The sequence below is a fragment of the Janthinobacterium agaricidamnosum genome (assembly GCF_003667705.1).
Classification (GTDB): domain Bacteria; phylum Pseudomonadota; class Gammaproteobacteria; order Burkholderiales; family Burkholderiaceae_D; genus Janthinobacterium.
In genome coordinates this window covers 5,341,349-5,362,654 of the sequence record NZ_CP033019.1, presented here as the reverse complement: position 1 = coordinate 5,362,654, position 21,306 = coordinate 5,341,349, and the positions used below count along the sequence as shown (strand labels likewise).

The 21,306-nt window shown below is 62.5% G+C and carries 20 protein-coding genes; 13 read left to right on the top strand and 7 right to left on the bottom strand.

Annotation, left to right across the window (positions count from 1 at the left end):
* Positions 1-66 precede the first annotated feature (66 nt).
* Entirely contained in the window at positions 67-534 is a 468-nt protein-coding gene (locus tag D9M09_RS24225) for a DMT family transporter (RefSeq protein WP_121670568.1), read from the bottom strand.
* A 93-nt stretch (positions 535-627) separates the two neighbouring features.
* Between D9M09_RS24225 and D9M09_RS24220 the strand changes: the two genes are divergently transcribed.
* A complete protein-coding gene (locus tag D9M09_RS24220) occupies positions 628-1,533 on the top strand; it encodes a LysR substrate-binding domain-containing protein (protein ID WP_121671222.1) in 906 nt (301 codons plus the stop codon).
* A 4-nt stretch (positions 1,534-1,537) separates the two neighbouring features.
* Here D9M09_RS24220 and gloA read toward each other — a convergent pair whose 3' ends face one another.
* The 4 genes from gloA to D9M09_RS24200 form a co-directional block, all read right to left on the bottom strand.
* Entirely contained in the window at positions 1,538-1,945 is a 408-nt protein-coding gene (gloA, locus tag D9M09_RS24215) for a lactoylglutathione lyase (protein WP_086137871.1), read from the bottom strand.
* Positions 1,946-2,070: 125 nt separating this feature from the next.
* Entirely contained in the window at positions 2,071-2,493 is a 423-nt protein-coding gene (locus D9M09_RS24210) for an OsmC family protein (protein ID WP_070220462.1), read from the bottom strand.
* A gap of 118 nt (positions 2,494-2,611) precedes the next feature.
* Positions 2,612-3,922 carry a PQQ-dependent sugar dehydrogenase gene (locus tag D9M09_RS24205; RefSeq protein ID WP_121670567.1) on the bottom strand — a complete coding sequence of 437 codons (1,311 nt, stop codon included), beginning with the start codon at positions 3,920-3,922 and terminating at the stop codon, positions 2,612-2,614.
* A gap of 51 nt (positions 3,923-3,973) precedes the next feature.
* The gene (locus tag D9M09_RS24200; protein ID WP_070220458.1) at positions 3,974-4,240 is read right to left on the bottom strand and encodes a hypothetical protein; all 267 of its coding nucleotides are present in this window, start codon (positions 4,238-4,240) and stop codon (positions 3,974-3,976) included.
* 263 nt (positions 4,241-4,503) lie between these two features.
* Between D9M09_RS24200 and D9M09_RS24195 the strand changes: the two genes are divergently transcribed.
* The 7 genes from D9M09_RS24195 (at position 4,504) to can (ending at position 13,464) form a co-directional block, all read left to right on the top strand.
* Complete coding sequence (locus tag D9M09_RS24195; protein WP_227742053.1) at positions 4,504-5,475, top strand: NAD kinase; 972 nt, start codon at positions 4,504-4,506, stop codon at positions 5,473-5,475.
* Positions 5,476-5,522: 47 nt separating this feature from the next.
* On the top strand, positions 5,523-7,190 hold the full coding sequence (gene recN / locus D9M09_RS24190; protein WP_070290876.1) for a DNA repair protein RecN: 1,668 nt from the start codon (positions 5,523-5,525) through the stop codon (positions 7,188-7,190).
* Between the two features lie 143 nt (positions 7,191-7,333).
* Entirely contained in the window at positions 7,334-8,443 is a 1,110-nt protein-coding gene (gene hemH, locus D9M09_RS24185) for a ferrochelatase (RefSeq protein WP_121670566.1), read from the top strand.
* 344 nt (positions 8,444-8,787) lie between these two features.
* Entirely contained in the window at positions 8,788-9,324 is a 537-nt protein-coding gene (gene grpE, locus D9M09_RS24180; protein WP_034788734.1) for a nucleotide exchange factor GrpE, read from the top strand.
* Between the two features lie 91 nt (positions 9,325-9,415).
* Positions 9,416-11,359 carry a molecular chaperone DnaK gene (gene dnaK / locus D9M09_RS24175; RefSeq protein WP_070290878.1) on the top strand — a complete coding sequence of 648 codons (1,944 nt, stop codon included), beginning with the start codon at positions 9,416-9,418 and terminating at the stop codon, positions 11,357-11,359.
* 163 nt (positions 11,360-11,522) lie between these two features.
* Positions 11,523-12,656, top strand: coding sequence for a molecular chaperone DnaJ (gene dnaJ / locus D9M09_RS24170; protein ID WP_034745985.1), 1,134 nt, complete (start codon positions 11,523-11,525; stop codon positions 12,654-12,656).
* Between the two features lie 136 nt (positions 12,657-12,792).
* Positions 12,793-13,464: a carbonate dehydratase gene (gene can / locus D9M09_RS24165; RefSeq protein WP_034788731.1), complete on the top strand. Its 672-nt coding sequence runs from the start codon at positions 12,793-12,795 to the stop codon at positions 13,462-13,464.
* An 18-nt stretch (positions 13,465-13,482) separates the two neighbouring features.
* Here the strand turns inward: can and D9M09_RS24160 are convergent, their stop codons facing one another.
* A complete protein-coding gene (locus D9M09_RS24160; protein WP_070311706.1) occupies positions 13,483-13,968 on the bottom strand; it encodes a tetratricopeptide repeat protein in 486 nt (161 codons plus the stop codon).
* Between the two features lie 213 nt (positions 13,969-14,181).
* Here D9M09_RS24160 and D9M09_RS24155 point away from each other — a divergent pair, with 213 nt between their 5' ends.
* The 4 genes from D9M09_RS24155 to D9M09_RS24140 all read left to right on the top strand — a co-directional run bounded on the left by D9M09_RS24155 (position 14,182) and on the right by D9M09_RS24140 (position 17,828).
* Positions 14,182-15,066: a TauD/TfdA dioxygenase family protein gene (locus tag D9M09_RS24155; RefSeq protein WP_070290880.1), complete on the top strand. Its 885-nt coding sequence runs from the start codon at positions 14,182-14,184 to the stop codon at positions 15,064-15,066.
* Between the two features lie 80 nt (positions 15,067-15,146).
* Positions 15,147-16,112, top strand: a complete 966-nt coding sequence (locus D9M09_RS24150) for an ABC transporter substrate-binding protein (protein WP_240453677.1) — start codon at positions 15,147-15,149, stop codon at positions 16,110-16,112.
* A 1-nt stretch (position 16,113) separates the two neighbouring features.
* Positions 16,114-16,959, top strand: a complete 846-nt coding sequence (locus tag D9M09_RS24145) for an ABC transporter ATP-binding protein (RefSeq protein WP_070290882.1) — start codon at positions 16,114-16,116, stop codon at positions 16,957-16,959.
* Complete coding sequence (locus tag D9M09_RS24140) at positions 16,956-17,828, top strand: ABC transporter permease (protein ID WP_070290883.1); 873 nt, start codon at positions 16,956-16,958, stop codon at positions 17,826-17,828. Before D9M09_RS24145 ends, D9M09_RS24140 begins: the two co-directional genes overlap by 4 nt.
* Here the strand turns inward: D9M09_RS24140 and D9M09_RS24135 are convergent, their stop codons facing one another.
* Positions 17,829-18,722 carry an HTH-type transcriptional regulator ArgP gene (locus D9M09_RS24135; protein ID WP_205602298.1) on the bottom strand — a complete coding sequence of 298 codons (894 nt, stop codon included), beginning with the start codon at positions 18,720-18,722 and terminating at the stop codon, positions 17,829-17,831.
* A 143-nt stretch (positions 18,723-18,865) separates the two neighbouring features.
* On the opposite strand from D9M09_RS24135, the gene D9M09_RS24130 reads away from it, so the two are divergent.
* Positions 18,866-21,304, top strand: coding sequence for a penicillin-binding protein 1A (locus D9M09_RS24130; protein ID WP_121670565.1), 2,439 nt, complete (start codon positions 18,866-18,868; stop codon positions 21,302-21,304).
* Positions 21,305-21,306: the final 2 nt, after the last annotated feature.

Below are 21,306 nucleotides of genomic sequence, written 5' to 3'. Positions count from 1 at the left end.
GCGCTCTGCTCTACATGAAAACCAGCCCCGGCAACGGCGCTGGTTTTTTTTCGCCTTGACGTGTGCTCACACGGCGCGGCTGTTGGCGAACTGGGTCAGCACGACACCGGCCACCACCAGGCCCGCGCCGGCCCAGTGCAGCGGAGAAATATGCTTGATGGCAAAACCCAGCAAGCCGTAGCGGTCGATGGCCAGCGCGGCCAGCATCTGCCCGCCGATGACGGCTGCCATGAAGGGGCCGGAACCCATGCGCGGCGCCAGCATCAGCGCGGCCGTAATATAAAACACGCCGGCCGCGCCACCGAGCCAGGACCAGCCCGGCCCGCGCACGGCGAGGTGCAAATCGGGCGCCGGCACCCGCCAGGCCAGCATCACCAGTAAAGCAAGCACGGCGCTGACGGCCAGCGAGGCGATGGTGGCCCACAGCGGGTGGCCCAGGTTGCGGCCCAGCGCGGCGTTAGCGCCCGCCTGGAAGGGGACGACGGCGCCGGCCAGCATGGCCAGCGGGGCAAACAAGGTGATCCATCCGTGCATGTGCGACTCCCTGCGTGTTGAGTTGATGGAGCCATCGTATTATGCTGTCATGATTAAATCCAATTCGTATTTTGTCATTAAACTATGCACGAAATGAATAATTTGCGCGCCGTCGATTTGAACTTGCTGGTGATCCTGGATGCGCTGCTGAGCGAGCGCCATTTGTCGCGCGCGGCGGAACGCCTGCACATGAGCCAGCCTGCCGTCAGCCATGCGCTGGCGCGCCTGCGCCATCTGCTCGACGACCCGTTGCTGCTGCGCGGCAAAGGCGGTTTCCAGCCCACGGCGCGCGCCCTGGAATTGGCGCGGCCGCTGGCCGAAGCCCTGCAGAGCGTGCGCTCCGTGCTCGGTGGCGCCGTCTTCGAGGCGGCCACGGCGCAGCGCGTGTTTCGCCTGGCCATGTCGGATTACGGTGCGGCATTGATCTTGCCCGCTTTGCTGCGGCGTTTGCGCGTGGAAGCGCCCGGCATCGACATGGCCGTCAGCTATGCCAGCCGTTCTGCCGTGGTGGCCGGCGTGCAGGATGGCGAGATCGATCTGGCGCTGGGCGTGTTCCCGCAACTGCCCGAGCAGTTGCACAGGGAAACCTTATTCGAGGAAACGTTCATGTGCGCGCTCGATCCGGCCAGCCTGGCGCCGGGCGAGAGCTTGAGCTTGCAGACCTATCTGGCGCGCCCCCATGTGCTGGTGGCGTCCGGCGAAGGCGGCATGGCGGCCGAAGTCGATGCAGCGCTGGCGCAACTGGGCCAGGCGCGCCGCATCGCCGTGCGCGTGCCGTACTGGACGGTCGCACCGGATGTCGTGATGGGGACGGATCTGATATTGACGGTGGCGCGGCGTGCCTTGCAGGGCATTGAGGCGCAGGGGCTGGCACAGTACTCCGCGCCGTTTGCCATCGCGCCGTTTGCGTTTGAAGTGATACGGCACCGCCGCACGGACGGCGATGCGGGCATCGCCTGGCTGCGCGCGGCCATTGCAACGGCCACGGAACCAGGCTGAGGAATTACAGGCCGGCGCCCTGGCCGTCGAACTTGCGTTCGATCAATTCGATCTTGTAGCCATCCGGATCGGTGATGAAGGCGATGACCGTGTTGCCGCCCTTGACGGGGCCCGGTTCGCGCGTGACGTTGCCGCCATTCGCCCGCGCCGCGTCGCAAGCGGCGACGATATCGTCGGCCGAGATGGCGATGTGGCCATACGCCGTGCCCAGCTCGTAGCTGGTGGTGCCATAGTTATACGTCAGTTCCAGTTCCGCGTGGTCGGGATTCGAACCATAGCCGACGAAGGCCAGCGTGTACTGGTATTCCGGATTGTCGCTGGTGCGCAGCAATTTCATGCCCAGGACGTTCGTGTAAAAGTCGATGGAGCGCTGCAGGTCGCCGACCCGTAACATGGTGTGCAAAATACGCATCGTAAATCCTTGAGGGTGAGAGGGGAATGGCAGGATTTTATGCGTTTTACGGCTTTCTTGCCGAGACCGCCCCGGCTGCCCTGGTGGCAGGACAGCCGCGGACGGTGACGTTAGTGCCTCTGGAATTACTCCAGACGGGCGTCCAGCGTGATTTCCGTGGCCAGCAACTTCGATACGGGGCAACCGAGCTTGGCGCGCAGGGCCGCGTCCTGGAACGCTTCGTCGGTGGCGCCGGGAATGGTGGCCACCAGGGTCAGGTGCACGGCCGTGATGGCATAGCTGCCATCGATTTTTTCCAGGCTGACGTCGGCCGTGGTTTTCAGGGCCGTGGCGCGCAAGCCCGCCTCGCCCAGTTGGCCGGACAGGGCCATGGTGAAGCAGGCCGCGTGGGCCGCGCCGATCAGTTCTTCCGGATTGCTGCCGGGACCATCTTCGAAGCGCGTGTTGAAACCATAGGCCACATTGTCGAGTGCGCCGCTTTGGGTGGAAATAAATCCTTTGCCATCCTTAAGGCCGCCACTCCAGACGGCTGATCCTGTTTTTTTCATGATGTACTCCTTGCGTGGTTCGAAGGTCCATCATGCGCGTGGCATCCTTGCCCTTCCGTTCGTTGCGCCACACAGGGGGCGCATGCGCGGCGCCAATGTGTTCACGGCGCCAATGTGTTCACGGCGCCGGCGTGACGCGCCAGATGACATTGCCCACGTCGTCCGCCACCAGCAGCGCGCCGGCCTTGTCGACGGCCACGCCGACGGGGCGCCCCTGTGCCTTGCCATTGCTGTCGAGGAAGCCGGCGACGACGTCCTGCGGAGGACCGCTGGGCACGCCATCGGCGAACGGAACAAAGATGACTTTATAGCCGCTGAAGGGTTTGCGGTTCCACGAGCCGTGCTGGCCGATGAAGGCGCCGCCCCGGTAGCGTTCCGGCAGCAGGGTGGCGTCATAAAACGCCAGTCCCAGCGAGGCCGTATGGGCGCCCAGCGCGTAGTCGGGTGCAACAGCGGTGGCCACCAGTTCGGGACGGGGCGGCGTGACCCGCGCATCGACGTGCTGGCCGAAATAACTGTAGGGCCAGCCATAGAAGGCGCCATCCTTGACGGACGTCATGTAGTCGGGCACCAGGTCGTTGCCCAGCTCGTCGCGCTCATTGACGGCCGTCCACAGGGCGCCCGTCCTGGGCTGCCAGGCCAGGCCGACGGGGTTGCGCAAGCCCGTCGCATACACGCGGGCCTTGCCCGTCGCCCGCGTGAATTGCCAGATGGCGGCGCGGCCATCTTCGGCCGCCATGCCGTTTTCGCCCACGTTGCTGTTCGAGCCGACGGAAACATAGAGAAATTTGCCATCGGGGCTGGCGATGACGTTTTTGGTCCAGTGGTGATTGATGGGGCCGCCCGGCAAATCCATCACCTTGACGCCGGGCGCCGTGATGGCTGTCTGGCCTTCCTTGTAAGGAAAACGCATCAAGGCGTCGGCATTGGCGATGTACAGCTCGTTACCCACCAGGGCCATGCCGAACGGCGAGTTCAGTCCTTGCAGGAACACGCTGCGCGTCTGCGCCACGCCATTCGCGTCGACGCCGCGCAGCAGGGTGATGCGGTTGGCGCTGGGCGTGGCCGCGCCCGCCTTTTTCATCTGCATCTGCATGATGGCGCCCTTGATGCCCTTGCTGTCGTCCGGCTTCGGCGGGGCGTTCGTTTCCGCCACGAGCACGTCGCCATTCGGCAAGACGTACAGCCAGCGCGGATGGTCGAGGTCGCGCGCATACGCATGGATGGCCAGGCCCGCCGCGACAGCGGGGTGCTGCGCGGCCGTCCAGCGCTGCACGGGCGCCACATTCACGGTGGGAATTAGCTGCTTGTCCGGTGCGGGCAGGGTGGGCTGCGGGCCGAAGCCCACGGGCATGGCGGGCGCCTGGGCATGGGCGAGATGGGCGCCGCAGGCAGCGGCCAGCAGGAAGGAACGGGCGTAACGGTGCATGGCGTACTCCGGAGCATGAACAGTGCGGGTAGCAGAGCGTGACCGTTGGAGTCAGCGCGCCTTCTTTGGTTCCAGTTGCGCGTCGGGACGGGCTTGCTGCGGCGCGGCGGGCTTGACCTTTTCCACGCCCGGCTGGGCGTGCAGGTCCGTATCGACCAGTCCCTGCTCCAGGTCGCTGGCCGCCTGCTGCATGATCTTGCGTGGGCGCACGTTCTGCGCATCGGGCGATTCGTCGCGCTCGTGCGGCAGACGGTCGATGCCGTCATTCTTGACCTTTTCATCGGTATTGATCTTGCGTTCGCTATGCTGGGTAACCATATGGCCTCCTGACAGAAGAATTGACGTGGGATCAGTGTCCTGCCGCAGCCAGGCTGCCTGCAAGCGGATTTGTCCATCCAGGGAGCGCTGGCGCACGCATGGACGATTCTTTTTCTGCGCTACACTGCGTGCAACACCAAGAACGCCCCTTGCGGGCACACGGCAGCCGCACTATACTGTGGATATATACAGTATCATGCGATGGCGGCGTGCGACGCGACAGCCTGGGGCGGCTTGCCACCGAATTCATTACCGAGATTTTTATGCCCGTCGATAACTACGCCGACCAGCGAGCCGAACAGCCAGCCGCGACCTTGCCAGCCCCGGGCGAGCGCTTCAACCTGGGCGCCAAGACCATTGCCCTGGTCGTGCGCCAGAATACGGATGGCATTGCCGAGCCCGTGAAAAGCATCGTCGATTTCCTGCAAGTGCTGGGCCACACGGTGGTCTTCGAGGCGGAGACGGCCGCGCACCTGAACCTGGCGTTTCCCGGAGTGCGCGCCATGTCGCCGGCCGAGATCGGCGCCGCCGCCGATTGCGCCATCGTCATGGGCGGCGATGGCACCATGCTCGGCATTGCGCGCCAGCTGGCACCATTCGACGTCCCCTTGATCGGTATCAATCAGGGGCGCCTGGGTTTCATGACCGATATTCCGCTTGAGCGCATGCTGCCCGTGCTGGCGCAAATTCTCGGCGGCCGATTCAAGGCCGAGCGCCGCACTTTGCTCGAAGGCAGCGTGCTGCGCGACGGCGAGTCGATTCACGTGGGCATGGCCGTCAACGATGTCGTCGTCTCGCGCGGCGGCGGCGCCGGCATGGCCGAATTGCGCGTCGAGGTCGACGGTCACTTCATGTACAACCAGCGCTCCGATGGCTTGATCATTTCCACGCCCACGGGCTCGACCGCGTATTCGCTGTCGGCCGGCGGCCCCCTGCTGCATCCGACCCTGGGCGGCATCGTGCTCGTGCCGATCGCCCCGCATGCGCTGTCGAACCGCCCCATCGTCCTGCCCGATTCCAGCCAGATCGTGGTGGAAATCGTGCGCGGGCGCGATATCAGCGTCAATTTCGACATGCAGACCTTTGCCAGCCTGGTGCAGCAAGACCGCATCCTCATCCGCCGTTCGCCCCATACGATTACCTTCCTGCATCCGGAAGGGTGGAGCTACTACAACACCCTGCGTGAAAAACTGCACTGGAATGAGTACCCGTCGGGCGAGGGCAAGCTCAGCTAATAGTTTCTCCACCTCAACCCGCGGTGCGCCGCCTAACCACAGAAGCCATGCTCCATACACTGTCCATTCGCGATTTTGTCATTGTCGATACCATTGAACTGGAATTTTCCGCCGGCTTCAGCGTGCTGACGGGCGAGACGGGCGCCGGCAAGTCCATCCTCATCGATGCGCTGACTTTGGCGCTGGGCGGGCGCGGCGACGCCAGCGTGGTGCGCGAAGGCGCGGCCAAGGCCGACATCACAGCCGATTTTTCCGTCAGCGAAGTGGCGCAGGCCTGGCTGGTGGCGCATGAATTCGCCAACGACGATGGCGGCGCCCTGCTGCGCCGCGTGATCGACAATGCGGGCCGCTCGAAGGCGTATATCAACGGCATTCCCGCCACGGCCGCCCAGCTGCGCGAACTGGGCGACATGCTGGTCGATATCCACGGCCAGCACGCGCACCAGTCCTTGCTGAAAAGCGAAGCGCAGCGTGCCTTGCTCGACGGCCAGGCGACGGCGCGCGAAGCGGGCGCGGAGCAGGATGCGCGGCAAGTGGCGGCGCTGCACAAGCGCTGGCGCGCCCTCGTGCGCCAGCGCGAGGAATTCGAAACGAATGCCGCCAACGTGCTGTACGAGCGCGAACGCCTGGAATGGCAAGTGGGCGAACTGGAAAAGCTGGCCGCCAAGCCCGGCGAATGGACGGAGATCACGAACGAGCACAGCCGCCTGTCGCACGCGGCCAGCCTGCTGGAGGGGGCGCAGGAAGCCCTGGCGATCATTTCCGAGTCGGAAGACCATCCGATCGTGTCGCAACTGTCGGCCTTGAACCAGAAGCTGGGCAAGCTCGTGTCCGTCGATGCGGAATTGCAGCCGATCGTCGACCTGATCGAGTCGTCGCGCATCCAGCTGCAGGAATCCGTGTACGCGCTGAACAATTACCTGGACCGCGTGGAACTGGACCCGGAGCGTCTGCACCAGCTCGACGCGCGCATGGAAGCCATGCACAGCACGGCCCGCAAATTCCGCGTCACGCCAGAAGAATTGCCGGAGGAACACGCCAAGCTGTCGGAAAAGCTGCAGCACCTGGCCGACGCTTCCGATATCGAGGGCTTGCTGCGCCAGGAAGCGAAGATCGAGGCCGAGTACCGCGCCGTGGCCGAGCGATTGTCCGCCACGCGCCGCGCCGCCGCCCTGGAGCTGGGGCAAGCCGTCACGCGCGCCATGCAGGAACTGAGCATGACGGGCGGCAGCTTCGAAATCGCGCTGCACCCGTGCGATCCGGCCGCCCACGGCCTCGAGCAAGTCGAGTTTCTCGTTGCAGGCCATGCGGGCACGGCGCCCCGTTCGCTGGCCAAGGTAGCGTCCGGCGGCGAACTGGCGCGTATCGCGCTGGCCATTTCCGTCATCACTTCGCACGCCACCACCACGCCGACCCTGATCTTCGACGAGGTCGACAGCGGCATCGGCGGCGCCGTCGCTGAAGTGGTCGGACGCTTATTAAAACGCCTGGGGCAGGGACGCCAAGTGCTGTGCGTGACCCACTTGCCGCAAGTGGCCAGCCAGGCCAATCAGCATTTCCAAGTGGCAAAAAGCACCCTGGACAACGGCAAGACGGCGTCGCGCATCGACATGCTCGACGCCAAGGCCAGGGTGGAAGAAGTGGCGCGCATGCTGGGCGGCCTGGAAATCACGGCCACCACGCGCAAGCATGCCCGCGAATTGCTGGCGATTTGAACGCAGGCTTAAATCCGGGGTCAGACCCCCGGACGCGTTAGCGCTGAGCTTGACGTTAGCGGCATTGAGGGTCTGACCCCCGATGTTGACGCAATGTAACTATAATAACTGCCTAATCCATCCAACGCCTTCGAAGAGCCTTCATGTCATTTCAAACAGAACCGCCGTACACGCATGGCAGCATCGACCGCAGCGCCGTGGTGCTGGTCAACCTGGGCACGCCCGATGCACCGACCTCGTCGGCCGTGCGGCGCTACCTGAAGCAATTTTTGTCGGACCCGCGCGTGGTGGAGATACCCCGCCTCGTCTGGTGGTTCATCCTGAACCTGATTATTTTGCCCTTCCGCTCGGGCCAGTCGGCCAAGAAATACGCGTCGATCTGGACGCGCGAGGGCTCGCCCCTGAAAGTGCATACGCAAAAGCAGGCGAAATTGCTGGCCGGCGCCCTGGCCGAGCGAGGGCACGATGGTGTGACCGTGGCCATGGCCATGCGTTACGGTTCGCCTTCCTTGCCCGACGTGCTGGCCCAGCTGAAAAGCGAAGGCTGCGAGCGCATCGCCATTTTGCCGGCGTATCCGCAATACTCGGGCACGACGACGGGGTCCATCTACGACGCCGTATTCGCCCATTACGCTACCGTGCGTAATGTGCCGGAATTGCGTTTCATCAAGCAATATCACGAGCACGACACATATATCGACGCCTTGCGCGATTCCGTGCTGAACCACTGGGAAGCGCATGGCCGTCCGGAAAAACTGGTGATGAGTTTCCATGGCGTGCCCAAGCGTACCTTGCTGCTGGGCGACCCCTACCACTGCCAATGCCTGAAAACGGCGCGATTGCTGGCAGAAAAGCTGAAATTAACTAAAGAGCAATACGTGGTGACCTTCCAGTCGCGCTTCGGCAAGGCCGAATGGCTGCAGCCGTACACGGCGCCCACCCTGGTGGCGCTTGCGCAGCAGGGCGTCAAGCGGGTCGACCTGCTGTGTCCGGGCTTTACCAGCGATTGCCTGGAAACGCTGGAAGAGATCGCCATGGAAGCCAAGCATGATTTCGAGACGGCCGGCGGCCAGCACTTCCATTACATCGCCTGCCTGAACGAAACGCCGGCCTGGATCGCGGGCATGGCGGAAATTGCGGAGCAGCATATGATCGGCTGGCCGACGATGAAGACGGCGCCGCAGCGCGACGCGGACAAGAAGGCGGGCGAGCAGGCGCGCGCGGCGGCGCTGGCACTGGGCGCGGCAAATTAAAGATAATTAATTTTTCCGCAATGAAAAGCCGCGCTTGCGCGGCTTTGTCATGTCTGGCGCGACAAAAGTACTATTCAGATAGCAACGCCGTCAGTGGCGATGGCCATGGCGGGGCTGGTAGAATGCCCGCTTTGCCCGGGGAAGCCTGGAAAATCAAGGGGGCGCGCACGGCTCACTGGCCGAAATGGGTCACCTTTTGTAATAAGCTGTAACATGAATCGCTGTAATTCTGGTTTTGCCGTGTATACCCCTTGAAACAATAGGATATAGCCCCATCTGCCCGTTAGTGTTGTAAAGATAGTTAGACTAACTCATTTAAGTCATTGATTGTAGGAGCTTTCTAGATGCAAGATCAGGAAAACCAAGCTGTACCTAATCCGCAAGCGGACGCCGCGGCGACTGCCCCATCGACTCCCGCAGAGCCTACTTTGGAAGAGCAGCTGGCGAGTACCGAAGCGCGTCTTGCAGAGATGCACGATGCCTTCATGCGCGCCAAGGCCGATGGCGAAAATATTCGTCGCCGTGCGCAGGAAGATGTTGCTAAAGCGCATAAATTCGCAGTGGAAAGCTTTGCCGAAGCCATGGTGCCGGTGAAAGACAGCCTGGAAACGGCGCTGACGGTGGAAGCACCGACCATCGAATCGCTGAAAGAAGGCGTCGAGATGACCTTGAAGCAACTGAACGCCGCGTTCGAGCGTAACCGCCTGGTAGAAGTCTTGCCAGTGCAGGGCGAAAAGCTCGATCCGATGAAACACCAGGCCGTTGCCGTGGTGCCAGCGGAGCAGGAAGCCAATACCATCGTGTCAGTCTTGCAAAAGGGCTATATGATTGCGGACCGCCTGCTGCGTCCAGCCATTGTCACGACCGCGCAAGCAAAATAATCAGAGTGCGGCATCAAGCAAGCCTTGAAACCATGCCGCTTTGCCACATATAAGAACCATCTGAAATCTAGCAAATAAAAGGAAAAAAATCATGGGTAGAATTATCGGTATCGATCTGGGAACCACGAATTCCTGCGTTTCCATCATGGAAAACGGTCAACCAAAGGTAATCGAAAACGCTGAAGGCGCACGCACGACGCCGTCGATTATTGCTTATCAAGAAGATGGCGAAATTCTCGTCGGCGCGCCAGCGAAACGCCAGGCCGTGACCAATCCGAAAAACACGCTGTACGCAGTCAAGCGTCTGATCGGTCGCAAGTTCGACGAAAAAGAAGTGCAAAAAGACATCGCGCTGATGCCGTATCAAATCATGAAAGCCGACAACGGCGATGCATGGATCGGCGTACGCGACAAAAAACTGGCGCCGCCGCAAATTTCGGCTGAAGTCCTGCGCAAGATGAAAAAAACGGCAGAAGACTACCTCGGTGAAGAAGTCACCGAAGCCGTCATCACCGTGCCTGCCTACTTCAACGACTCGCAGCGTCAAGCCACCAAGGATGCCGGCCGTATCGCTGGCCTGGACGTCAAGCGCATCATCAACGAGCCAACCGCGGCAGCGCTGGCGTTCGGCCTGGACAAGACCGAAAAAGGCGATCGTAAAATCGCCGTGTATGACCTGGGTGGCGGTACGTTCGACGTGTCGATCATCGAAATCGCGGATGTTGATGGCGAGAAACAATTTGAAGTGCTGTCGACCAACGGCGACACCTTCCTGGGCGGCGAAGACTTCGACCAGCGCGTCATCGATTACATCATCGACGAGTTCAAGAAGATCAACGGCATCGACCTGAAAAAAGATCCGATCGCCCTGCAGCGCATCAAGGCTTCGGCCGAGCGCGCGAAGATCGAATTGTCGTCGTCGCAGCAAACCGAGATCAACGAGCCGTATATCGCCATGGCGAACGGCGCACCGGTCCACTTGAACCTGAAGATGACCCGCGCCAAGCTGGAATCGCTGGTGGAAGAGCTGATCACGGCCACGATGGAACCATGCCGCACCGCCATCAAAGATGCTGGCGTGAAAGTGTCGGACATCGATGACATCATCCTGGTCGGCGGTATGACCCGTATGCCGAAGGTGCAGGAAAAAGTGAAGGAATTCTTCGGCAAGGATCCACGCAAGGACGTGAACCCGGACGAAGCCGTCGCCGTGGGCGCAGCGATTCAAGGTTCGGTCCTGTCGGGCGAACGCAAGGACTTGCTGTTGCTGGACGTCACCCCTCTGTCCCTGGGTATCGAAACCCTGGGCGGCGTGATGACCAAGATGATCCACAAAAACACGACGATTCCGACCAAGTTCAGCCAGGTCTTCTCGACGGCCGACGACAACCAGCCTGCGGTGACCATCAAGGTCTTCCAGGGTGAGCGCGAAATCGCCGCCGGCAACAAAGGTCTGGGCGAATTCAATCTGGAAGGCATCCCGCCAGCATCGCGCGGCACGCCACAGATCGAAGTGACCTTCGACATCGACGCCAACGGCATCTTGCACGTCGGCGCGAAAGACAAGGCCACCGGTAAGGAAAACAAGATCACGATCAAGGCCAATTCCGGCTTGACCGAGGCTGAAATCCAGAAGATGGTGAAAGACGCCGAGCTGAACGCCGAAGAAGACAAGAAGGTCAAAGAATTGGCCGAGTCGCGCAACCAGGCCGATGCTCTGGTACACTCGACCCGGAAATCCTTGACCGAATACGGCGACAAGCTGGACGCGGGCGAGAAAGAGAAGATCGAAGCGGCGATCACCGACCTGGAAGCAAGCATCAAGGCGGGCGACAAGGCTGAGATCGACGCCAAGGTGGAAGCACTGTCGAGCGCATCGCAGAAACTGGGCGAAAAAATGTATGCCGACATGCAAGCGCAGCAAGCTGCCGGCGGCGCGGAAGGTGCACAGCAAGCTGCTGGCGCATCGGACGCAGGCGCCAAGCAGGACGACGTTGTTGACGCTGACTTCAAGGAAGTCAAAGACAGCAAGTAATTGTCTTGCGCTCCCATGAACCGGGGGCAGCCGGGCTGAACGCTACATCGCGGGATTAGCCGCGAAGACCGGCCGAGCCGAGTCGCTGCGCCTAGCGCAGCACTCGACTCGGCTTTTTCGTGTAATTTTTACATCAGTAGATAGACTGCAAGGTGCCGACAACATGGCAAAGCGTGATTTTTACGAGACACTCGGTGTCGCAAAAAATGCTTCGGAAGAAGAGATCAAAAAGTCTTACCGTAAACTGGCGATGAAATACCATCCGGACCGCAATCCGGATAGCAAGGAATCGGAAGAAAAGTTTAAGGAAGTCAAAGAAGCCTACGAGATGCTGACCAATCCGGAAAAGCGCGATGCGTATGACCGTTACGGTCACGCCGGCGTGGACCCGAACATGGGCGGTGGCGGCGGCTTCGGCGGCGGTGCTGGCGGCTTTGCCGACAGCTTCGGCGATATCTTCGGCGACATCTTTGGCGGTGGCGGTGGTCGCAGCCGCAATGCGGGTCCACAGGTGTACCGTGGCGCCGACTTGCGCTACAACCTGGAAATTACACTGGAGCAAGCTGCGCACGGCTTCGACACGACGATTCGCGTGCCGAGCTGGGACAAGTGCGACACTTGTCATGGCAGCGGCGCCAAGCCGGGCACCTCGCCCACCACCTGCGGTACTTGCGGCGGTCACGGCCAGGTGCGCATGCAGCAAGGTTTCTTCAGCATCCAGCAAACCTGCCCGAAATGCCATGGCAGCGGCAAGGTCATCACCGACCCCTGCACGCCATGCGGCGGCGCCGGTCGCATCAAGCGCAACAAGACCCTGGAAGTCAAAATTCCAGTCGGTATCGACAACGGCATGCGTATCCGTTCGTCCGGCAACGGCGAACCGGGCACGAATGGCGGCCCGTCGGGCGACCTGTATGTGGAAATCCACATCAAGCCGCACGCCGTGTTCCAGCGCGAAGGCGACGACCTGCATTGCGAAATGCCGATCTCGTTCACCAAGGCAGCTTTGGGTGGCGAAATCGAAGTGCCTACCCTGAACGGCAAAGTGTCGTTCACGATTCCGGAAGGCACCCAGTCGGGCAAGACCTTCCGCCTGAAAGGCAAGGGCATCAAGGGCGTGCGCTCCGGTTACGCGGGCGACCTGTTCTGCCACGTGGCCATCGAAACACCGGTGAAACTGACGGAAAAACAGAAAGACCTGCTGCGCGACTTTGAAAAGTCGACGACCGAGGGCGGTGCCAAGCACAGTCCGCAAAGCAAGACCTGGAAAGACAAGGTCAAGGATTTTTTTGAATAAGCACACGTAACACCATGCGCCGGGATGCTGAAACATCCCGGCGTTTTTTTCATCACGACTGAACAATGTGCGAGCATCGCCGGCCTATGGGCGCGATCTGCGGCCAATTCAGTCGTACGCACACAATGGGAGCGATATGACCGAACAGAAAAATGGCCCGGCCCTGGCGGAACTGCTGCAGCGTAACCGCCGCTGGGCCGACTCGATGGTGGCGAAGGACCCGAACTTCTTCAAGAACCTGGAAGCGCAGACATCGCCCGAATACCTGTGGATCGGCTGCTCCGACAGCCGCGTTCCCGCCAACGAATTGCTGGGCATGGCGCCTGGCGACGTGTTTGTGCACCGTAATATTGCCAATGTGGTCGTGCATTCCGACCTCAATTGCCTGTCCGTCCTGCAATTTGCCGTGGACGTGCTGAAAGTCAAACATATCATCATCGTCGGCCATTACGGCTGCAAGGGCGTGCATGCGGCCATGACGGGCACGCGCATCGGCCTGGTCGACAACTGGCTGCGCCACGTGCAGGACGTTGGCCAGAAGCACGAGCGCTATCTGGGCGACGTATTGACGAGCCGCCAGCGCGGCGACCGTCTGTGCGAACTGAACGTGGTCGAGCAAGTCTTGAACGTATGCCAGACCACCGTCGTGCAAGATGCGTGGGAACGGGGCCAGGAACTCAGCGTCCATGGCTGGGTCTACGGCTTGAAGGATGGCTTGCTGAACGACCTCGAAGTGACGGTCACGGCCGGCCATGAGCTGGCGCCGCGCATGGCGACCCGCCTGGCCCGCTACGAAGCAATCGCGTAAGCGGCGCTGGCGCCGCGTCTATGGCGCGGCGCCTTCCAGGCGGTCCAGATAATCGGCCGCCTCCCGCACGCCCTCCTGCGCCGCCTGGCGCAGCCAGGTTCTGGCCTGGGGAAGGTCCTGCGGCGTGCCCCGGCCTTCGGCCAGCGCCACGCCATAGTGATAGCGCGCCAGCCGCGCATAGGCGGCGTCATCGTTGGTATGGGCGCCGCGCCGCATCAGCGCCGTCGCCTGCGCCAGGTCCCTGGGCACGCCGATGCCCGTTTCATACAGCTGGGCCAGCCAAATCATCGAATACACATCGTTCCAGCGCCGGATGCAGTCTTCAAAGATGGCGACGGCCGCCGCATGGTCGCCCGTCTTGTCGGCCGCATAGCCGTATAAACACTTGATGCGCTTGTCGCTGTGCACATAGGCTTTGTAGCTGAGATCACTTTCATCCTGGCTGTCCTGGGCGTGGACGGGAACAGCGAACAGAACGGCGAGCATCAGGGCGTAGGCGCGCATGGTTTTCCTGGGCGATGGTTGAAGATTGGCAGACAAGCAAGTTGCGTGCTAGCTCCCTTTCCGGGCACAAAGCCGGTGCCGCTGTGCCCTTGCGTGACAGCGCCTGTTGCAGCATGGCGCAATGCGCCGCGCATATCCATATAGTAAATGCTTCGTTTGCAAGGAGCGCAGGCCGGCATACAGTGGACTTCCCCAGACTCTAGTCGAGTTCCCATGTCGGCCGTCCTGAAATCCGCGTTTTCTTCCAGCCAGTTCCGCATCGAAACGTTCGATGCGCCGCTCGGCGCACAAGTGCTGGGGCTGGACCTGTCGCAGCCGCTGTCGCTGGGCGACTTCCAGCGCCTGCACCACGCCCACCTCGACCATCATGTGCTGGTGTTCCGCGACCAGCGCATCACGCCGCAGCAGCAAGTCGATTTCAGCCGCCGCTTCGGCCCCCTGCAAATCCACGTGCTGCGCCAGTTCCAGCTGCCTACGCAGCCGGAAGTGCTGATCATCTCGAACATCGTTGAAGATGGCCAACCCATCGGCCTCGGTGACGCGGGCCATTTCTGGCATTCCGACCTGTCGTACAAGGAAGTGCCCAGCCTCGGCTCCATGCTGCACGCGCAAGAGTTGCCGGACGAGGGCGGCGATACCGTGTTTGCCAACATGCACCTGGCCTGGGAAAGCTTGCCGGCCGCGCTGCGCCACGCCGTGCGCGGCGCCCGTGCCGAACACAGCTACCTGAGCCAGTATGAGGAGTTGCGTCGCCGCAACCCGTGGCGCCCGGCGCTGACGCAGGCGCAGATCGATGAAGTCAAACCCGTAACGCACCCTGTGGTGCGCGTGCATCCGGAAACGGGACGCCGTGCCCTGTTCGTCAGCGAGCATTTCACCACGCGCATCGTCGGCTTGCCCGCCGATGAAAGCCGCGCCCTGCTCGACGAACTGTTCGCCCACAGCGTGCGCCCCGAACACCTGTATGTGCACCGCTGGCAGCCGCACGACCTGGTGTTCTGGGACAACCGCTCGCTGATGCACCTGGCGACGGGCTGCCCGCTCGACCAGCGCCGCAAACTCTACCGCACCACCATCGAAGGCGATGCGCCTTACTGATTTTGACTGTTGATTTAACCCAAGGAGTGTCTATGTTGCCGATCTTGACCTTTTCCCGCCGCCTTCTCGCCGCCATCGCCATGCTGTGCATGGCCATGCCCATGGCCCGGGCCGAAGGCCAGATCCGCATCGCGGGCCAGCACGGCATCACCTTCTTGCTGCTCAATATTGCGCAGGAACAAAAACTGATCGAAAAGCATGGCAAGCAGCAGGGCGTCGACGTGAAAGTCGAGTGGATCACCCTGTCCGGCGGCCCGGCCATCAATGACGCTTTGTTGTCGGGCAATATCGATATCGCGGGGGCGGGCCTGGGGCCGCTGCTGACCATCTGGGACCGCACGAAAGGCCGGCAGAACGTGCGCGGCGTGGCTTCGCTCGGTAATTTCCCCTACTATTTGATCAGCAACAACCCGAAGGTGAAAACCCTGGCCGACTTGACGGACAAGGACCGCATCGCCTTGCCGGCCGTCTCCGTTTCCGTCCAGGCCAGGATATTGCAGATGGCCGTGGCGAAGCAGTGGGGCGACAAGGAATTTGCCCGCCTGGATAAAATCACGCAAACCCTGCCGCACCCGGACGCGGCGGCGGCCATCATCGCCGGCGGCACGGAATTGAGCGGCCATTTCGGCAATTCGCCGTTCCAGGAGCAGGAACTGGCGCAGAATCCGAACGCCCATATCATCCTGAATTCGTATGACGTGCAGGGCGGACCCAGCTCGTCGACCTTGCTGTATGCGACGGAAAAGTACCGCAAGGACAATCCGAAGACGTACCGCGCCTTCATCGCCGCGCTGGCCGAAGCGGCGCAGTACGCGAGCAGCAATCGCCAAGGCGCGGCCGACATCTATATCAAGGTCAATAAAAGCAAGGTGGACCGTAATCTGCTGCTGAAAATCTTTGCCAATCCGCAAGTGCAATTCAAGATCGCGCCGCAAAATACCTATGGCCTGGCGCAATTCCTGCACCGTATAAGTGCCATCCGCAACCTGCCCGACAGCTGGCGCGATTACTTTTTTGACGACCCTGCCATCACGCAAGGAGGCTGACATGAACGCGCTTGCTTTTCACCTGGTACGCCCTCCGCTTGCGCTGGAGCCCTTGCTCAGCGTCAAACATGTCAGCCTGGAATACCGCACGGAACAGCGTACCGTGCGTGCCACGCATGACGTCAGTTTCGACGTGTTCCGCGGCGACCGTTTCGTGCTGCTGGGGCCATCGGGCTGCGGCAAGTCGTCCTTATTAAAGGCCGTGGCCGGCTTCATCGCGCCGCGCGCCGGCAGCATCGCCATGCAGGGCGTTCCTATCAGCAAGCCGGGGCCGGAGCGTGTCGTCGTGTTCCAGGAATTCGACCAGTTGCCGCCATGGAAGACCGTGCTGGAAAACGTCATGTTCCCCTTACTTGCCAGCAAGCGGCTGGACAAGCAGGCGGCCCGCGAGCGCGCCCATCACTGGATCGCCAAGGTGGGCCTGGCCGGCTTTGAAGATGCCCATCCGCATACCTTGTCGGGCGGCATGAAGCAGCGGGTAGCCATCGCGCGCGCCCTGGCCATGCAGCCGGAAGTGCTGCTGATGGACGAGCCGTTTGCCGCGCTCGATGCCTTGACGCGGCGCAAGATGCAGGAAGAGCTGAGCCGCCTGTGGGAAGAGCTGCGCTTTACCCTCGTCTTCGTCACGCATTCGATCGAAGAAGCGCTGGTGGTGGGCAACCGCATCCTGCTGCTGTCGCCCCATCCGGGCCGGGTGCGCGCCGAACTCAACAGCCATCAGTTCGGCCTGCACAGCGCGGGCAGTACGGAATTCCAGGCTGCCAGCCGCCGCATCCACGGCTTGCTGTTCGATGAGGAAGTGGTTCCTGTCCCGCAAGCAGTTACTGCGCAGCGGGAGGCCGTATGAGCGCGCTGCTGGAGCCGCCCATCCGCCAGGAATTCGTCTATGCGGCATCGCCGCCGGCCGGCGTCACCGTCGAGCGGCCATTGTCGCGCTGGCAGCGCTGGAGCCAGCACGCGCTGTGGCGCAAGGCTTTCATTTTGCTCAGTCTGGCCCTGCTGTGGGAAGGGGCGGCGCGCTGGACGCAGAACGATTTATTGCTGCCCAGCTTTATCCAGACGGCGCAGGCGTTTATCGGCGGCATCGCCAACGGTGAATTGCTCACGCGTACGGCCGCGTCCCTCGTCGTGTTGCTGCAAGGCTATGCGGTGGGCGTGTTGGCCGCCTTCGTGCTGACCTTGCTGGCCGTGTCGAGCCGCATCGGGCGTGACGTTCTGGAAACCCTGACGGCCATGCTCAATCCCTTGCCTGCGATCGCCCTGCTGCCGCTGGCCCTGCTGTGGTTCGGCCTGGGACGCGCCAGTTTGATCTTCGTCATCGTCCATTCCGTGATGTGGCCGCTGGCCCTGAACACGTATGCGGGCTTCCAGGGCGTGCCAGAGACCCTGCGCATGGCGGGCCGCAACTACGGCTTGAACGGCTTGCGGCTGGTGCTGCACATCCTCGTGCCGGGCGCCTTGCCGTCCATCGTCTCGGGTTTGAAGATAGGCTGGGCGTTCGCCTGGCGCACCCTGATCGCGGCCGAGCTGGTATTCGGCACCACGTCGGGGCAGGGCGGCCTGGGCTGGTACATCTTCCAGAACCGCAACGAGCTGTACACGGACAAGGTGTTTGCGGGCCTGGCGGCCGTCATCGTCATCGGTTTAATCGTGGAAAACATCGGTTTTCGCACCTTGGAGCGCGTCACCTTGAAACGCTGGGGCATGCAGCGATAATTATCTCAGCATGGTGCGCGCCGCCGCAATGATGTGCCGCGACAGCTGCTCCATGCGCGGCGACTGCACCTTCCACGTGTGCCAGTACAGGGCCACGTCCGCAGGTGTCTTGGGCGTGAGCATTTCCACGAGTTCCCCATCCGTGTTCGCCTTCAATAGCAATTCCGGCACCATGCCGTAGCCGAGGCCGTAGCGGATGGCGTTGAAGTGCGAGGTGGCGCCCGGCACGTAATGGCAGGGGTAGGCGCCTTCGGGCAAGCCCAGCGCCTCTAGCAGGAACGACGACTGCAGGGTGTCCTTGCGCGTGTAGGCGACGACGGGCGCCGTGCGCGCCGCCTTGCGCGTCAGCCCGTGCGCAAACCACTGCTGGCGGAACGCTTGTGTGGCCACCAGCCAGTAGCGCATCACGCCCAGCGGCTCGGCCGTGCAGCCGCGCATGGGTTTGGCTTCCGTGCTGATGCAGCCGATCGCCATGCCCGTTTCCAGCAAGGTATACGTGTGGTCCTGGTCTTCCACGGTCAGGTCCAGCAGCACGCGTTCGCGTATCAACACCTCGGACAGGGCCGGGAAGAACCACGTGCCCATCGAATCCGCGTTCAGCGCCAGCACCAGGGTCAGCGGGGCATCCTGCTGCACCGCCAGTTCCGCCTGCAAATCCGCTTCCAGCAGCTTGGCCCGCTTCAGATACTGCATCAGCCGCTGGCCCATGCGCGTGGCGCGCGCGGGACGGCTGCGCACGATCAGCGCATTGCCGAGCTGGCTTTCCAGCGCCCGCACCCTTTGCGAAATGGCCGGCGACGTCAGGTGCAGCCGCAGCGCCGCCTGCTCGAAACTGCCCGTTTCGACGACGGCGCGGAACGCTTCCGTGTGCTTGGGATTGAGATCCATGACCACTGCCTAACATAAGAAAAATTTATCAATACTAAATAATACTTACTTTTCATAAGGATGGGTGTGTTGCAGTGCACAATGCCTCTTTGATGGAGTGCCGCGTACGCGTATGCAGCGCGGCCTCCTGGCAGCAAAGGAATCACCTCATGGAAGCACAAGCGCAAGATACAAAGCCCCACAAGCCGTCATCGAAACTGGCACGCAATCTGAAATTCGGCCTGGGATTGACCCTGGGCCTGGGCTTGTCCGCAGCGCTGGCGGGCGGCTGGTGGCTGCGCCAGGCATGGCAGGACTTGCCGCCCGTCGAGCACCTGGCGCAGTACAAGCCCGCGCTGCCGCTACGTATTTTTTCCAGCGAAGGCGAGCTGCTGGCCGAGTACGGCGAAGAGCGCCGCGAATTCCTGCCCCTGAAGGAGATCCCGCTGCGCATGCGCCAGGCCTTGCTGGCCATCGAGGATGCGCGCTTCTACGAGCATGGCGCCGTGGACTTTTACGGCTTGACGCGCGCCACCCTGGCCAACGTCGTCACGGGCCACCATGCGCAGGGCGCCAGCACCATCACCATGCAGGTGGCGCGCGACTTTTTCCTGTCGCGCGAAAAGACGGTGCAGCGCAAGCTGACGGAGATGCTGCTCGCCTACAAGCTGGAACAGCACTACGGCAAGGACAAGCTGCTGGAACTGTACATGAACCAGATTTACCTGGGCGAGCGCTCCTACGGCTTTTCCGCCGCCTCGAACATCTATTTCGACAAGCCGCTGGCCGACGTCAGCATTGCCGAAGCGGCCATGCTGGCCGGCTTGCCGAAAGCGCCGTCGGCGTATAATCCCGTCGCCAATCCGCAGCGCGCCACCGTGCGCCAGCATTACATCCTGCAGCGCATGCGCGAACTCGGCTACATCACGCCAGCCGAATACGACGCCGCCGTGGCGGAAAAACTAGCCCTGAACAAGGACCGCAACAGCTCCGTGCACGCGGCCGCGTATGCGGTCGAGGAAGCGCGTCAGCTGATCGTGCAAAGCTATCCCGAAGGCGCCTACAGCATGGGCCTGGACGTGACCACCACCATCCGCATGGCGCCGCAGCGGGCGGCCGACAAGTCGCTGCGCGATGGGCTATTGAACGCGCAGGCGCGGCGCGGCTATCGCGGCCCGGAAGCGCGCCTGGCCGCCTCCGCAGACAGCGTGGCGCGCCAGCTGGCCGCCTACCCGGACAGCGGAGAAGTGCGCGCCGCCCTGGTGCGCAAGGTCGAGACGGGCGGCAAGCGCCAGCTGACGGCGCAGCTGCGCAATGGCGACGAGATCGTGCTGACGGCATCGGACGCGCGCCTGGGCGGCAAGCTGCCGCTCGACGGCAAGCGCGCCATCGTGGAAAACAGCGTCATCCGCGTGGTGCACGACGCGGCGAAAAAGCTCTGGCTCGTGAGCCAGCTGCCCGAGATGGAAGGCGCGCTCATTTCCGTCGAGGCGCACAGCGGCGAAATCGTCGCCATGGCGGGCGGCTTCGATTTCTACCGCAACCACTACAACCACGCCATGCAGGCCTACCGCCAGCCCGGTTCCAGCTTCAAGCCCTTCGTGTATTCGGCGGCGCTGGAAAAGGGCTATTTTCCCGGCACGGCCGTGGATGATACGCAGCGCCTGCTGCTGCCGCGGGAAACGGGGGCGCAGCCGTGGCGTCCGCGCAATTACGGCAACAACTATGAAGGCTTCATCAGCGTGCGGCGCGGTCTCGTGCGCTCGAAAAACCTGGTGGCCGTCAGCCTGATGCAGGCGGCGGGGCCCGGCTACGTGCAGCACTACGCCACGCGCTTCGGTTTCGAGGGCGCGCGCAATCCCGTCTCGCTGCCGCTGGCGCTGGGCGCGGGCGCCGTCACGCCGCTGCAGCTGGCGCAATCGTATGCCGTGTTCGCCAACGGCGGCGTGCAGATGCCGCCAAAGCTGATCAAGGAAGTGCGCAGCCGCAGCGGCGCGGTGCTGTTTTCCGACGCGGCGCCGCGCGCCAAGGGCGAGCCGGCACCGGGCACGCAGGTGATCTCCACGCGCAATGCCTACGTCATGGACAGCATGCTGCGCGACGTCGTCAAGAGCGGCACGGGACGCGGCGCGCTGGCGCTGGGACGCGGCGACGCGGCCGGCAAGACGGGAACCTCGAACAATGCCTATGACGCCTGGTTCGCCGGTTATTCCTCGGGCCTCGTGTCCGTCGTCTGGCTAGGCTACGACCAGCCCAAGAGCCTGGGCAACGCCACCGGGGGGACGCTGGCGCTGCCCGTCTGGCGCGACTACATGCAGGTAGCCGTGCAGGGCCGCCGCGAGCAGGTGCTGGCCGAACCGCCTGGCCTGGCCCTGCTCGATGGCGACTACGTGTATGCCGAATACCTGGCCGGCGACTGCCTGAAGGATAACTTCGCCTTTATCCACAGCAGCGTCGGCTGCGGCAGCGGCGGTGCCGATACGCGCATGGCGCACGGTGACGCTGGCGCTGGCGGCGATGGCGGCTCCAGCACGGGCACGAATGAAGCGCGCACCCTGAGCGAAGCGCGCGAACGCGAACAAATTCTCAAATCATTTTCGGAAGAGTAAGA